This window comes from Flavobacterium sp. (assembly GCF_044349645.1).
In the GTDB taxonomy this organism is placed as follows: Bacteria; Bacteroidota; Bacteroidia; order Flavobacteriales; family Flavobacteriaceae; genus Flavobacterium.
The window spans coordinates 1-14669 of the sequence record NZ_JBIKQP010000004.1 but is presented as its reverse complement, the minus strand read 5'-3'; the positions used below and the strand labels follow the sequence as shown (position 1 = coordinate 14669).

The following is a 14669-nucleotide window of genomic DNA, read 5'->3' as shown; positions in this document are numbered from 1 at the left end:
GGTTTAGACCATTAATTTATTGGATACAAAAATCCCCAAATAAATGGGGATTCAGGTAATAATATTACTTTAAACTAGAGATATGAACTGATAAATCAATCAATTTACTTGAATAACCATATTCATTATCGTACCAAGAAATAATTTTGAAAAAAGTAGAATTCAATCCAATTCCAGCTTTAGCATCCACAATTGAAGTTCTAGGATCTGAAACAAAATCTTGAGAAACGACAGCGTCTTCAGTGTATCCTAAAATACCTTTCATTGACGTCTCAGAAGCATTTTTCAACACCGCCATTATTTCATCATAAGTAGTTTCTTTTGCTAATTTAACAGTTAAATCTACCACAGAAACGTCAGTTGTTGGAACACGCATTGACATTCCAGTTAATTTTCCGTTTAAATCAGGAATCACCATACCTACAGCTTTTGCAGCACCAGTAGATGATGGAATAATATTGCAAGACGCAGCACGACCACCTCTCCAATCTTTTCTCGAAGGACCATCGCAAGTCATTTGTGTAGAAGTTGTTGCATGAACGGTAGTCATCAATCCTTCTAAAATTCCAAAATTATCATGAATAACTTTAGCTAAAGGCGCCAAACAGTTAGTTGTACATGAAGCATTTGAAACAACAGTATCGGTTGCTTTTGCTTTATCGTGGTTTACTCCCATTACAAACATTGGTGCATCAGCCGAAGGTGCAGAGATAATTACTTTTTTTGCTCCTCCTTTAATATGTCCTTGAGCGGTTTCTAAAGTGGTGAAAAAACCAGTACATTCAGCAACTACATCTACTCCTACTTCATCCCACTTTAAATTGGCAGGTTCTCTTTCAGCAGTTATTCTAATGTGTTTGTCGTTTACGAATAATTTTCCATCAATAACTTCAACTTTACCTGCAAAACGACCGTGAACAGAATCGTATTTTAATAAATAAGCTAAGTGATCTACATCTAATAAATCATTGATAGCTACAACTTCAACATTATCTCTATTGTATGATTCTCTAAAAACAATTCTACCGATTCTTCCAAAACCGTTAATTCCTAATTTTACTTTTGACATTTTTTTAAACTTTTGACAATATATTAATCGCCGATTTATATTAATTTAATTTTTTTACGTTGACATGATATCAGAAACTCTCAGCAGTTCTTTATCAATTTCTGTGTGCCCTTTAATTGCTTGTTCTAATGGTGTTAATGTAATTTTATCACCCAAGATACCAACCATATAATTTGATTTTCCTTCTATCAATGATTCAACCGCTTTCACACCTAATCTACTTGCCAAAACTCTATCAAAGCAAGATGGTGAACCACCTCTTTGCATGTGACCTAAAACAGAAACTCGAACATCATATTCAGGCATATTGGCTTCTACATAATCTTTAAGTTCGAAAACGCTTTTACCTATTTTATCACCTTCAGCAATTACCACAATACTTGATGATTTTCCTGAAGACTTACTTTTATGCAAAGAATCTAATAAACGTTCTAATCCTAAATTTTCTTCTGGAATTAAAATTTCTTCAGCTCCAGCACCTATACCTGCATTCAAAGCAATATGTCCAGCGTCTCGGCCCATTACCTCTACAAAAAACAATCGATTGTGAGAACTTGCAGTATCTCTAATTTTATCAATTACTTCAATTACGGTATTTAAAGCAGTATCATAACCTAATGTATGACTTGTTCCATAAATATCATTATCAATAGTTCCAGGTATACCCATTACAGGAAAACCATATTCAGTATTAAAAACTTCGGCACCTGTAAAACTTCCATCTCCACCAATAACTACAAGAGAATCAATTCCAGCTTTTACAAGATTCATATAGGCTTTATTTCTACCCTCAGTAGTCATGAACTCTTTTGAACGAGCCGATTTTAATATTGTTCCTCCCTTATTAATTATATTGTTAACGCTGCGAGGACCAAGCTCTTTAAAATCACCTTCTATCATACCTTGATATCCGCGATAAATTCCAATACAATCTATGTTATGGTAGGCACAAGTTCTAACAACAGAACGAATAGCAGCATTCATTCCTGGAGAATCTCCCCCTGAAGTTAAAACACCTATTTTTTTTATTGTATTACTCATTTTTTATGTTTTAAAATGTAAACTTAATATAAATTGGTTTTAAAAAAAGTGGAATTCTTGTTAAATTCCTAATTTATTCAAATTCAAACGTTTTCGTTGATAAGTTTTTGATAATGAAACTATTTTAGTTTATTAAAGAAGAAAACAACGAAACTACTATTGATTAAAAATATTTATAAAGACTATTAATCTATTTCATTATTCAAAATTGCTTCTGAATTGGCTTTAAGATTCTTCTTTGGTTTCTTTTTCTTACTTTTAAAATTAATTCCATCACTCGGAACATCAGAATCCGATTGATTAATTGAATTAGTTGCTTTCGGCGCTAATATTTTTTTCTTAAATATTTTATTTACCAACTCTTTAAAGGTATTAAAATCAATTTCATAAGAAATACCAAGTCCTTGCGTATAACCTATATTTTGACCTATAAAAGTGATATCGTTTTCCTTATTAAAGACTCTTAAATTAAGTGTTCCATCCTCATTAACTCTATATTGAACTTCAACATCTCCAACTACTGCCGATTGATTAATCCCTCCTATCGGCACTCCTAATTTTCCATTGAAAGTAATTCTATCATTTATTTTTGAAGAAACGGTAACTCCAAATCTACCATCAGTTTCTGAACCTGGTCGTCTATCCGCTAAAACGTAATCGATACCGAGATTAAACTTCCCTTCTTCATCTTGAAAAATATCATTAAAAATACCGCTAAATTTCTCGAAAATATTTCCAGTCAAATCGGTTTGACTTACACCTAATTGACTTAAAAATCCACCAGATGAAAGTAAATATAACGCTTGTTTTTGACGCGTATCTCTGTCGTCTAATTTATACTGAATCTCTGATTTTAGTACTGAACTAACTGTTGGAAAATTAATTAAAAAATCGGGTTCTACATTACTTAAATTTCCTTTAATACCAATTATTACATCAACAGGAACTTTTTTATTTATGGAAGGATTATCTAATAAAACAGCTGGATTGGCAGTTGTTTCATATACGGCTTCCAAGTTAATATTTGCTTTAAGCGGATCACCTTCCCAAACAATTGATCCGAATTTTTTAACCTTAAACTTTTTATCAATAATACCGCCATATTTAAAATTATAAGTCCCTTCATAAACCTGAAAATCTCCTGTCATGATAAATTTACCTAGCGTATTAATTTCTAATAATAAATTTCCATTTCCGCGACCTTTCATGCCATGTCCTGAATTTCTATTTAAAATTACTTCTATCTCTGCCTTTTGGTTGATATCTAAATTAAATTTTAACTCTAAACCATTATAATTTCTTGAATTATTTGCAACCCCTTTGCCGATATTGTATTTTTCTTTGGAAGTAAGAAAATGAATATAATCGTTGGTTCCAGCTGCATTAACATCATTAATTGGAATTTTAATTGCAGTTCCTTTTTCAGATTTTGCATCTATATTTATTACTAAACCATCTGAAGGACCTGAAATTGAGGCAACTCCATCAATAAATGCAGTTCCGAAATAGGCAGCATCTTCACTATCTTTAGTATCTAATGCAAGGAATCTATCTGACTTTACTTTTAAATCCAAGACCCAATCCGAAAATTTATTGTGCTTTACTCTACCATCTAATTTACCTTGTGATTTAAACTTCGAATCGCTAATACTTGCATTTCTTATAATAAAAGAATTTTCAGTTATATCAACTATTGAATTTTTTTCAAACTCATAATTTACATTTAAATAAGGAATCGAAATCCCAGAATCTTCAAGATACATCCTTCCATTAACTTTAGGATCAGTAATTACACCTTCAATATTAGTGCTTCCAGAGGCAAAACCTTTAATATTCGTTACGATATCGCCACCAATTAATCCCAAAACACCTAAATTAAATTTATTGAATCGTAAATCTAAATTGGTTTTGGTTTCTTGGTTTTCAATATTAAAATCTCCTTTTACATTGAATGATTCTATATTTTCATTAACTATTGAAGAATTTACCTTGAATTTTTTTAATTCGTTATCACCAGCAATATCTAAATTTAACTTACCTAAAAGTATATTATTTATATTTAAATTATCAATAAACAATGATGCTGTTGGTTGATAAATAGAATTATTTTGCTTCAAGTTTACATTTCCATTTAATATTCCTTTGAATGTAAAATCGGAAATTTCAGGTGTTAATTTATTGATATCAATATTGGTAAAATTCAGATTAAGATCTTTAGAGTTATTTTCATTTATATAACCTTTAAACTCTACTTTTTCATTTTCTTGTGTCAATCCAATATCTTCAAATGAAAAGTTTGATAATCTTTTATCGAAAACTATTTTATTTTTGTCATTGCTATATTCATTCAAATACCATAATACATTTTTGAATTTTATCTCCGATTTTTGAATTCCTACTACATTATTATTCTGTTTATTAATGGTGTGAAAAACATTCAATTTGAAATTATCCTCTGCTTTATTTCCTCCTTTAAATTCAGATCTAACAAATAAAGTGTCATTTTCAATTACATTGATAGAACTAAAATCAGAAATTTTATAGTTCTTAGTTTGAATACTATCCATTGAAACATAAGCATTGTAAAGTGGATTTTTATTATCAATCCTAATACTGATTTTATGAAAATTATTTTCGAAAGCAGTAATTTTAGGGGAATTAAAATTAAACTTAAAATCATTTCTATCCGAGTTAATAGAACCTTGAAATAAAGTATTTGGAGCCAATGAAACGCCTGGTAAAAAGACATCTATAATCTTGTTGTAAACAGAAAAATTAAATTTCAAATACTGTCCTTGCTTAATTTTATTAGGTTTATAGTTGGCGTAAAGACTACCTAAAGAATTCTCGATCATTTTTTGCAATTGATCTATTTGAAAATTTCCGACAATTTTTCCCTGAACAATATCTGGTGAATTAATAGAAATCGTTCGTGTTTTATTTTCATCAAAACTTGATTCCAAATTAAAATCATCAAAGTAATAAGTATCTTTTTCATTTTGATATGAAGTGTTGGCCATGTTTACAGAACCTTTTATATTATCTAAATTGGTTCCCGAAACTCTCATGTCGATTATACCCTTGAATACAGAAATACTATCTTTTTGTACCAGATTCATTTTTTTCAAATTGGCATAATCAATCTTTGCATTAAAATTGTAATTGATATCTTTTTTTTCAAGATCTACCAATCCATCAAAATCCATGAATAAATTTGGATCATTGACATTTAATTTTCCTTTAAAAATTGGATTTTTAAAGTTACCATTTACAACAATACCAGTATAATTATATCCTCTATAATTTATTTTATAGATATCTCCAGAAAGTGATGTATTTAAGTTATCAAGTTTGAATCCCTGACCATCAATATCAACATTTAGAGTTACAAAATCTAAATCTTTTTTACCAAGAAATTGACCGATTTTAAAGTGTTCTAATATTAAATTCCCTTTGTAGGATGCATCGTCAATAGTATCAATATTAGTCATTACTAAATTGGACTGTAAATTTCCTAAAGAGGTTGTCATGTAAAAATCAGCGGCAATTGTGGAAGTTGTGATTTCGGTTTTACCTCTTAAATCAAATTGTCCTAATTTATTCAATGTACTAGGCAAACTCTTCCCTAAAATATTGGGTAAAATCCTCACCAAGTCTTTATAATTTGAGGTTAATTTATTGAAATTACCTTTCATATAAAATAACTGATTTTCTGAGCCAAATAGATTTTTAAAATTAATATTTCCATTAATTTTTGTATTGCTTCTATCTGCTAGATCTAATTTATAAAAATTCAAATCGTTAAGAGTTCCTTTTATATTTGATTTAATTTTGAAGAGTTGATTCGTCCCAAGTTCTTTATAAAAATAACGAATATCATTTGATGCAATCGAAGCAGAGTCTAATTTTACATCAAACTCGACTTTGTTATTAAAGTCAGAAAAATCATTTTCATTATAATTTAAAATTGCATTTCCATTAAAAAAGGAATTTTTTGTAATTATACTAAGCTGATCCAATTTTATATGTTTTAAAGTATATTCAAAATTGGTTTTTAAATTATCAACAGCAATTCCTCGATGGTCAAAAAATGACATTTTTAATATATTAGTAGCTACTTCAGGACCATAAATTTTTAAATTACTGGTTTCAATATTTAGTTTTTTGAAATCCAATTGTTTTGGAGAACTACTGTTTTCATCTGATAAAAGAAAAGTACTGTTGCTTATGTAAACATTCTTAGATTTCAATAAAAACTTCTTCGTAGAAGGCTTTCCACTATCAAAAAGGTCAGCAAATTTTCCAATATTTGTATCATTCTCACCTTTGTACGTTGTTAGATTAAAATACAAACTATCAATTCTAATTTCACCAAATAACAAATCTCCGTTATAAAGTTTTTCGAAACTTAAAACATTAGTTTTGATACTTTTAGCGGTAATCATCGTCAATTTATGATGGTCTCGAATTAAAATGCCCTTTAATTTAACACCGCCAAAAATCGAAACAGCTACTTGTTCAACATTAATATCGGCTTTATAGTCTTTTCGAAGCATGTCAGTCACATATTCTCCTATTCGAGTTTGAACAACAGGCAATGACAGGGTAATTCCAAGTACCAATAATAGCAGGATAATTCCTAGGAGGATGCGGAATACTATTTTTTTAATTTTTTTGATACTTGCTTCTTTTAATTTTAATATTACTATTTATAACCCAGAATCGATAGTCCTTAAATAAAAATTCTTTAATTTTGACCATTCCAAAAAATAATGTATTTGGATAACCAGTTTTAAAATAATTTACCTCTTTTATGCCCAATAAGCCAGTTTATATACTCGCAATTGAAAGTTCGTGTGACGATACTGCCGCAGCTATTTTACAAAACGATAAAGTTTTATCTAATATTGTGGCGAATCAACTCATTCACAATCAGTACGGTGGCGTTGTTCCTGAATTAGCTTCAAGAGCACACCAACAAAATATTGTACCTGTTATTGATGCCGCACTTCGCAAAGCGAATATACAAAAAGAACAGTTAACAGCAATAGCTTTTACTCAAGGACCTGGATTAATGGGTTCTTTATTGGTAGGAGGTTCTTTTGCAAAATCATTGTCATTAGCATTAAACATTCCATTAATAGCTGTGAACCATATGCAAGCGCACATTTTAGCCCATTTTATTTATGAAGAAGGCTATCAAAAACCAACTTTCCCATTTTTAGCTTTAACAATTTCTGGCGGTCACACCCAAATAGTAAAAGTGAACGATTATTTTGATATGGAAATAATTGGAGAAACCACTGATGACGCGGTTGGTGAAGCATTTGACAAAAGTGCGAAAATATTAGGTTTGCCTTATCCCGGAGGTCCATTAGTAGACAAAAATGCCCAATTAGGAAATCCTATGGCTTTTACTTTTTCTAAACCAAAGGTTCCAGGTTTGGATTTTAGTTTTTCTGGTTTGAAGACTGCAATTTTGTATTTCATTCAAAAAAATGTTGCTGTAAACCCAAATTTCATTCAAGAAAATTTAAATGACATTTGTGCCTCTATCCAATATAGTATAATTGAAATTTTAATGGATAAAATGAAATTGGCTGTAAACCAAACGGGTATAAATAGAATTGCAATTGGCGGTGGAGTTTCAGCAAATTCAGGCATTAGAAACGCAATGAATGAAGCTCAAACGAAATACGGTTGGCAAACTTTTATCCCAAAATTCGAATACACCACCGATAATGCTGCAATGATTGGAATTGTAGGTTATCAAAAATATTTACAGGAAAATTTCGAAACTTCAGATGTAGTATCTAAAGCCAGAATTCAATTTTAAAATCATGCAATTATTTTATAATCCAAATATTAACGAAGCTACAGAAAGCTTTACTTTCGATAAAGAAGAGAGCAAACACATTATTAAAGTTTTACGCAAGAAAGGTGGCGATATATTGTTTGTAACCAATGGATTAGGATATTTATTTAAAACGGAAATTGTAGTTGGTTCCGATAGTAAATGTACTGTGAAAATAATCAGTTTTGAACTTGCAGCAACTCCAAAATACCATTTGCATTTAGCGGTTGCTCCAACCAAAATGAACGACCGATACGAATGGTTTTTAGAAAAGGCTACCGAAATAGGGATTTCAGAAATTACACCAATCATTTGCGATCATTCCGAAAGAAAATTTGTAAAAACCGATCGTTTTGACAAAATATTACAATCGGCAATGAAACAATCTTTGCACTATTATTTGCCTAAACTAAACGAATCTATTTCTTTTAAAGATTTTATCAAACAAAAAAGAGAAGGCTTATTGCTAATTGCTCACTGCGAAGAAACAGATAAAAGATCACTCAAATCACTTGTGAAACCTAATGAAAATATTACAATATTAATTGGCCCCGAAGGCGATTTTTCAAATAAAGAAATTACTTTAGCAATAGAGAATAGTTATATTCCAGTGACTTTAGGCTCAACAAGATTACGAACTGAAACGGCAGCAATTGTAGCTTGTCATAGTGTTGTATTAATTAATGAATAAATACCGATTTTGAAAAAACTAGTATTATTATTTCTAATAATCTCATCACCATTATTTTCTCAAGAAATTGCCTTGTTGAAATACAATGGCGGTGGTGATTGGTATGCAAATCCAACTTCATTACCTAACTTGATAAAATATTGTAATCAAACAATTGGAACTAAAATTCTACCTAAAAATGCTGTTGTAACTCCTAGCAGTCCTGATATTTTTTCCTATCCTTACGTTCATGCTACTGGGCATGGAAATGTGGTATTTAATCCTTCAGAAGTTGAAAACCTGAGAAATTACTTAACTTCAGGTGGTTTTCTTCATATTGATGATAATTACGGAATGAATGAATACATACGGAAAGAAATTACTAAACTTTTTCCTGAAAATGCTTTGGTTGAAATTCCTGCCAATCATCCTATTTTTCAAAAACCAAATTCGTTTCCAGCAGGAATACCCAAAATTCACGAACACGATGGTAAAAGACCTCAAGCATTGGGAATATTTATTGAAAATAGATTGGTTCTTCTTTATACTTATGAAACCGATTTAGGCGATGGCTGGGAAGATGTCGATGTACATAATGATCCGACAGAAGTTCGTGTTAAAGCTTTAAAAATGGGAGCAAATATACTTAATTATATTTTTAATAATTAGAATTTAATTCGATGGATAATGCCCTTTTAAATCCTGAGATTCAAAAATATATCAATTCGCAAATTGGTGTTGATCTTACCAAACTCGCGTTAATGAAAAATCCATTTCCAGAAATTCAATGGGTTTTAATTTTAAATCAAATAGCTGCTAAATCGAAAGCAAAAGAAAAACTTCCGACTTATTTTTCTACTGAAAATATCATTTATCCAAGTAAAATTTCTGTGGAGCAAACTTCTTCAGAAAAAACTGCTTTATACAAATCTGAAATTGTAAATGGAGCAACACTAATTGACTTAACAGGTGGATTTGGAGTGGATTGTCTCTATTTTTCTGAGAGAATTGATAAAGTTATTCATTGTGAAATTGATGGCGAATTGTCCGATATTGTCAATCACAATTTTAAGCAAATCGGTATAAATAATGTAAAATGTTTTGCAGGAGATAGCTATGAAATTCTGAATAATTACGATCAAAAAATAGATTGGATTTATATCGATCCTTCTAGACGGAATGAGCAAAAAGGCAAAGTCTTTATGCTGAAAGATTGCTTACCAAACGTTCCCGATTTACTTTCCTACTATTTTTCCAAAACCAATAATATTCTGATAAAAACAGCGCCAATATTAGACATTTCTGCGGGATTATCTGAATTAACAAATGTAAAATGCATTCATATTGTAGCGGTTGACAATGAGGTAAAAGAATTGCTTTGGGAATTACAAATTGGTTTTATTGGTAATACAGAAATTAAAACCATAAATATTGTTAACGGAAAAGCTGCTATTTTTGATTTTGAATTGAATTCAAATGCGAAAACAACTAATTTAGAGTTTCCTTTGAAATTTCTATACGAACCCAATAATGCAATCATGAAATCGGGCGGGTTTGATGAAATTGGACTTAAATACAATCTTGGCAAACTTCACTCCCATTCTCATTTATATACTTCCGAAAATCAAATTAACTTTCCGGGTAGAATATTTGAAATTAAAAAGGTTTTTTCTTATTCAAAACAAGAAATGAAAACTAATTTAGAAAATACAAAAGCAAATATTACTACTAGAAATTTTCCTGACAGTGTGGAAGGAATTAGAAAAAAATGGAAAATAAAAGAGGGAGGTTCTAGCTATTGTTTTTTTACTACAGACCCAAATAATGACAAAATTGTTATAATTTGCAACAAAATTGAATAACATGAAAAACCTCTTATTGCTAGTTCTATTTCTTTACAGTTTGAATACAGTAGCACAAAAACCTTGTGAATTTAGTGTAAATGTAAAAGACAGTATAGGAACTTATAAAGAAACAAAAAGTGCAATTGTACATGAATTTGTTTTTGGAAATACTTCAAAACATATTTTTTTCGCATTGACATCAACTGATGATATGCCTTCGCTTTCAGTTTTAATTATACATAAAAGTAAAGACTTTTTGAAAGTAAATTGCTTTGATAAAAATTCCAGAATTTACTTACAATTAGAAAACAATAAAGTTATCACCCTAATTGCTTCAGAACAAGAGAATTGTGGTACACCAGTAAGCGATGATTTGGGTTTTAATAACAGAATATTATCTGGGAATTTTTTCTTTGTAAAAGGAACTATTGATGATTTGAAAACTTCCCCTGTTTCAAGTATGAGAATAAAATTCTCAACAGAATCTCAAGATTTTATCATAAAGAAACAAATCGTTTCCGAAATGGATCAACAAACTTATTTTCCTAGCAGCTATTTTATTGATTTCTTGTCTTGCGTAATCGATTAGTTGCAATTCCATTTAAAATTGGAAATAGGGTCTAATTTTGCATTTTTCAGGTTGTAATGCCACCATTCAGAATCGAAAGATTGAAATTTAGTACTTGTCATTATTTTTTTAAATAAAGCTCTGTTTTCTAAAATTTCATTAGGAAAATTCCTATAATTATGACTTGCTTCAGGTCCAAAGAAATCAAATGGAGTTCCCATATTTAATTCCTTTCCGTTGCTATCAACAAGTGTAATATCTACAGCTCCTCCTCTATTGTGAATAGAACCTTTACTTGGATTGGCTACATAACTTGGATTTGAAACTATTTTCCACATTCTTTTTTGAACGTCCAAAGGTCGGTAGCAATCGTAAAGTTTGATTTTATATCCTAGCTTCATAAATTTAGAATTGGCTTTTATAAGCGCTTTTGCTGTTTTTAATCTCATAAAACATTCAGCACAATCGTAAACCTTTGATTTTAAAAAATTATCATCGGTAGCGTATTTCATGTCATAAACAAAATCACTACTATAGTCTTTCAGATTTACAAATGAGGTATCACTGACAATTGTTTTATTATCCTTAACAGTTTCAATTTTATCATTAGATTTGATTGTTGAACTAGCAACAACAATTGATTTATCGTAATACCTTGTTTTACAAGAAAACAATAGGATTACCGCTGCAATTAAATATGATTTTAAAAATACTTTCATTTTTTTATAATAAACATTACAAAGAAACATATTTATTTTTTAAATAAAAAAAACCACGCAATAAGCGTGGTTTATAAACTACTATTTTTCTAATACTAATTCTTTATCACTCTAATTGCTTTAGAAAAATCTCCTTGACTTACAATCACATTGTATATTCCACTTGGAAGATTATCACCAAGTTTTTTAGTATTCAAATCAATAGAATTTATAATATTTGATTCTAATAATCGGCCCATCATATCAAAAATTCTAATAGTAACTTTATCTAAATTTCCATTAATTATATTTAATTGAAAATTAGAATTTGTTGGATTTGGAAAAGCGACAAATTTAAAATCATTAGAATTTATTGATGTATCAATAGTACTTAAATTCGGATTTGAAATTAAGAAAACACCTGGAGAACCAATTTCAGTAGCGCTATTTACAGCGACAAAAGCACCATTTACACCTACAACGCTTAATGAAGAAACTGCATTCGTAGTAGAGTTTAATCCAGCAGTGTTATCAAAGGTTGCAAAAGTAGTGGTTGGTGAAGCGCCAAATACAACTGATGCTTCTGGAATGTTGCTAGTAGCGTTATAAATATTTACTTGATCACCACTGGTACCTAAACCAATTCCACTTCCAGTATAGTTTCCAATTCTTAATCCTGCAGGTGGATTTGAACCAAACCAGTTACTTTTGAATAATGTCGTTTTACCAGGTAAATCAGTTGTTTCTATGAAAATTACTGATTCTCCAGGATTTATAGTTGTAATTCCACTTAATGCTACTGCGGCTACTGGAGATTGGGAATTGTCGTCTACTTTCCAACCAGTTATATTCAAAGCTACTGCTTTTGTATTAGTTAATTCAAACCAATCTGCAGCTAATGGACTACTACCGCTTGACCATGGAGCTACTTCGGATATGATTAATTTTCCAACGTTTCCAGGAGAACCTATTTGAGTTAAATCATTAATTGCTGCAAATGCTCCGTTAACACCTATTTGACTTAATAATGTAATCGTTGCATTATTTAAACCTACTGCGTTATTAAAAGAAAAATTTGTAGTAGCTGCACCAAAAACAACATTGGCCCTTAAATTTCCATTCGCATCAAATAAATTAACAGCATCGCCTCCAGTACTTAGACCAATTCCGCCTCCAGTGTACGAACCTACTTGTAAACTTGCTGGAGGATTAATACCAAACCATGTCGTCTTAAAATTGGCTATAATTGTTGCTGCATTAGTTGAGCTAGTTTCTAAGAAAATAACTGACTCTCCAGGAGCAATACTTGTAATTCCGTTTAAAGCTAGTGCAGAAGTAAATGAATTAGAACTATCATCTACTTTCCAACCAGTAATATCAAGAGCTGTGGTGCCGTAGTTGGTAACTTCAAACCAGTCAGCTGCTACATTAGTAGTTCCACTTGACCATGGAGCAACTTCTGTAATTGAAACGGTTGCAGCAGGAGTAGTTTCTACAGCAACATCAATAACGTTTAATACGTAATTTACTGTTGCGTCTGGAGTAGAACCTACCGAAGTATCGTCTACGCTAATAGTAATATTGTAAGTGGTTCTAGTTTCATAATCCAATACTGTTCCTGAACGTATGAATAAACTAGAACCTATAATTTGAAATATGGCAGCATCAGGACCTGAAATTGTTAAGTTATTTGTTCCTAACCCATCATCGGTAACTACAATATCAGCAACTCTAACTGCCGAGGTTGTATTACTGTTTTCTAATATTGAACTGGTTACATTATTTAAAGTAATAGCAGTTGGAGCAGTATTTGCAGCGGTAGAAAGTGCATAAACCCATAATTGTGGGTAGTCAATACCGCCACCGCCATTTTCACTTATCACATACAATTTATAATCACGATCCATTGTTAAACCTTCATGTTGTTGATTAGGTAGATCCAATGGATTTCCTAAATCTGAAGCAATATTCAAAGTGCTAGAAATTACGCCACTTCGATTTACATTTACTATTTTAGCGCTTTCTTGGCTTAAAACCAATAAATTAGAATACAATGCATTAGAGGATAAGGCTGGAATATTTGATAATGCAAATACATCAGCAACATCAGTTACTGGCAATAATGCTGGGTCAAATAAATTAATTGAATCAACTGTTGTTGGTGATCCATTTGTAGCAGTACCCGCCGTAAAATCAACTCCTGTTTGGAATATTCCAATTGGAGAAATCTCTTTTAATACAATATAACCATTTGTTATTGGGTCATAAGAAAGTCCTTCAGTGCCAGTATTATTTACGAAAGTTCCTAATTTAACGGTTTGTGTATTGCTTCTTGTTAAAGTTCCACCAGCAACATAAGTAAATTTTACCAACTGTCGGTCTCTTTCTTCTGCCATTACAAATTGTCCATTACCAATGTAGGTAATACCTTCTGTATCATAAAATTCTGTTCCTTGAGGGCTGGCGCCTTGGGCTAGAGTCATCGTGTTAATTAAAACACCTGTTTTTGATACTTGAACAATTGCGGTGCTTCCATCCCCAATAATAAACAATGTATCGGTATCCCAGTTATAAGTCACTCCAGAAGCTTCTTGGCATAACAAATTATTTACTGGGTGAGCCGTTCTTGTTGGTTCTGGTAAATCATAACGTCCAACTCTTACATAATTAGCAAGATTAATTGTCTGACTTACAGTAACTTGAACACAACTTAGTAAAATAAAAAAAATAATAGGTAATTGACTATAAGTATAATTTTTTTTCATAATTATTTATATTGATTAATCTAGTAAATCTATTTAAAAGTTAAACTTTGTAAATAAAAATATAGTTATTAAATATTTATAAAATAATAAATTAAAGGTTAGATAATTGTAAATAATCAATATGTAATTTTAATTTAAATGTTCAAATAAAATAGTAATA

Annotated in this window: 10 protein-coding genes; 5 read left to right on the top strand and 5 right to left on the bottom strand. The window is 30.6% G+C overall.

What is annotated here, in order from left to right:
* Window positions 1–64 precede the first annotated feature (64 nt).
* The 3 genes from gap to AC9UFV_RS01485 form a co-directional block, all read right to left on the bottom strand.
* Window positions 65–1069, bottom strand: coding sequence for a type I glyceraldehyde-3-phosphate dehydrogenase (gene gap / locus AC9UFV_RS01495; protein WP_509572053.1), 1005 nt, complete (start codon window positions 1067–1069; stop codon window positions 65–67).
* A gap of 54 nt (window positions 1070–1123) precedes the next feature.
* Window positions 1124–2110, bottom strand: coding sequence for a 6-phosphofructokinase (gene pfkA, locus AC9UFV_RS01490; RefSeq protein ID WP_509572051.1), 987 nt, complete (start codon window positions 2108–2110; stop codon window positions 1124–1126).
* A gap of 185 nt (window positions 2111–2295) precedes the next feature.
* Entirely contained in the window at window positions 2296–6732 is a 4437-nt protein-coding gene (locus AC9UFV_RS01485) for a translocation/assembly module TamB domain-containing protein (protein ID WP_509572049.1), read from the bottom strand.
* 191 nt (window positions 6733–6923) lie between these two features.
* On the opposite strand from AC9UFV_RS01485, the gene tsaD reads away from it, so the two are divergent.
* From tsaD to AC9UFV_RS01460, 5 genes are read left to right on the top strand one after another with little or no spacing between them, the layout of a single operon-like run.
* Entirely contained in the window at window positions 6924–7946 is a 1023-nt protein-coding gene (gene tsaD / locus AC9UFV_RS01480) for a tRNA (adenosine(37)-N6)-threonylcarbamoyltransferase complex transferase subunit TsaD (RefSeq protein WP_509572047.1), read from the top strand.
* Window positions 7947–7950: 4 nt separating this feature from the next.
* Window positions 7951–8655, top strand: coding sequence for a 16S rRNA (uracil(1498)-N(3))-methyltransferase (locus AC9UFV_RS01475; RefSeq protein WP_509572045.1), 705 nt, complete (start codon window positions 7951–7953; stop codon window positions 8653–8655).
* A gap of 9 nt (window positions 8656–8664) precedes the next feature.
* The gene (locus AC9UFV_RS01470) at window positions 8665–9303 is read left to right on the top strand and encodes a DUF4159 domain-containing protein (protein ID WP_509572043.1); all 639 of its coding nucleotides are present in this window, start codon (window positions 8665–8667) and stop codon (window positions 9301–9303) included.
* 11 nt (window positions 9304–9314) lie between these two features.
* Window positions 9315–10496, top strand: coding sequence for a THUMP-like domain-containing protein (locus tag AC9UFV_RS01465; protein ID WP_509572042.1), 1182 nt, complete (start codon window positions 9315–9317; stop codon window positions 10494–10496).
* 1 nt (window position 10497) lies between these two features.
* On the top strand, window positions 10498–11067 hold the full coding sequence (locus tag AC9UFV_RS01460) for a hypothetical protein (protein ID WP_509572040.1): 570 nt from the start codon (window positions 10498–10500) through the stop codon (window positions 11065–11067).
* Here AC9UFV_RS01460 and AC9UFV_RS01455 read toward each other — a convergent pair.
* Together AC9UFV_RS01455 and AC9UFV_RS01450 are read right to left on the bottom strand one after the other, a co-directional pair.
* Entirely contained in the window at window positions 11064–11765 is a 702-nt protein-coding gene (locus AC9UFV_RS01455; RefSeq protein WP_509572038.1) for a M15 family metallopeptidase, read from the bottom strand. The two genes, AC9UFV_RS01460 and AC9UFV_RS01455, sit on opposite strands and share 4 nt — an antisense overlap.
* Before the next feature lie 95 nt (window positions 11766–11860).
* The gene (locus AC9UFV_RS01450) at window positions 11861–14509 is read right to left on the bottom strand and encodes an SdiA-regulated domain-containing protein (RefSeq protein ID WP_509572036.1); all 2649 of its coding nucleotides are present in this window, start codon (window positions 14507–14509) and stop codon (window positions 11861–11863) included.
* Window positions 14510–14669 lie beyond the last annotated feature (160 nt).

Coding starts and splice junctions, on each gene's coding strand:
- gap (WP_509572053.1), bottom strand. CDS start 1,069: ATGTCAAAAGTAAAATTAGGAATTAACGGTTTTGGAAGAATCGGTAGA.
- pfkA (WP_509572051.1), bottom strand. CDS start 2,110: ATGAGTAATACAATAAAAAAAATAGGTGTTTTAACTTCAGGGGGAGAT.
- tsaD (WP_509572047.1), top strand. CDS start 6,924: ATGCCCAATAAGCCAGTTTATATACTCGCAATTGAAAGTTCGTGTGAC.
- AC9UFV_RS01475 (WP_509572045.1), top strand. CDS start 7,951: ATGCAATTATTTTATAATCCAAATATTAACGAAGCTACAGAAAGCTTT.
- AC9UFV_RS01465 (WP_509572042.1), top strand. CDS start 9,315: ATGGATAATGCCCTTTTAAATCCTGAGATTCAAAAATATATCAATTCG.
- AC9UFV_RS01460 (WP_509572040.1), top strand. CDS start 10,498: ATGAAAAACCTCTTATTGCTAGTTCTATTTCTTTACAGTTTGAATACA.
- AC9UFV_RS01455 (WP_509572038.1), bottom strand. CDS start 11,765: ATGAAAGTATTTTTAAAATCATATTTAATTGCAGCGGTAATCCTATTG.
- AC9UFV_RS01450 (WP_509572036.1), bottom strand. CDS start 14,509: ATGAAAAAAAATTATACTTATAGTCAATTACCTATTATTTTTTTTATT.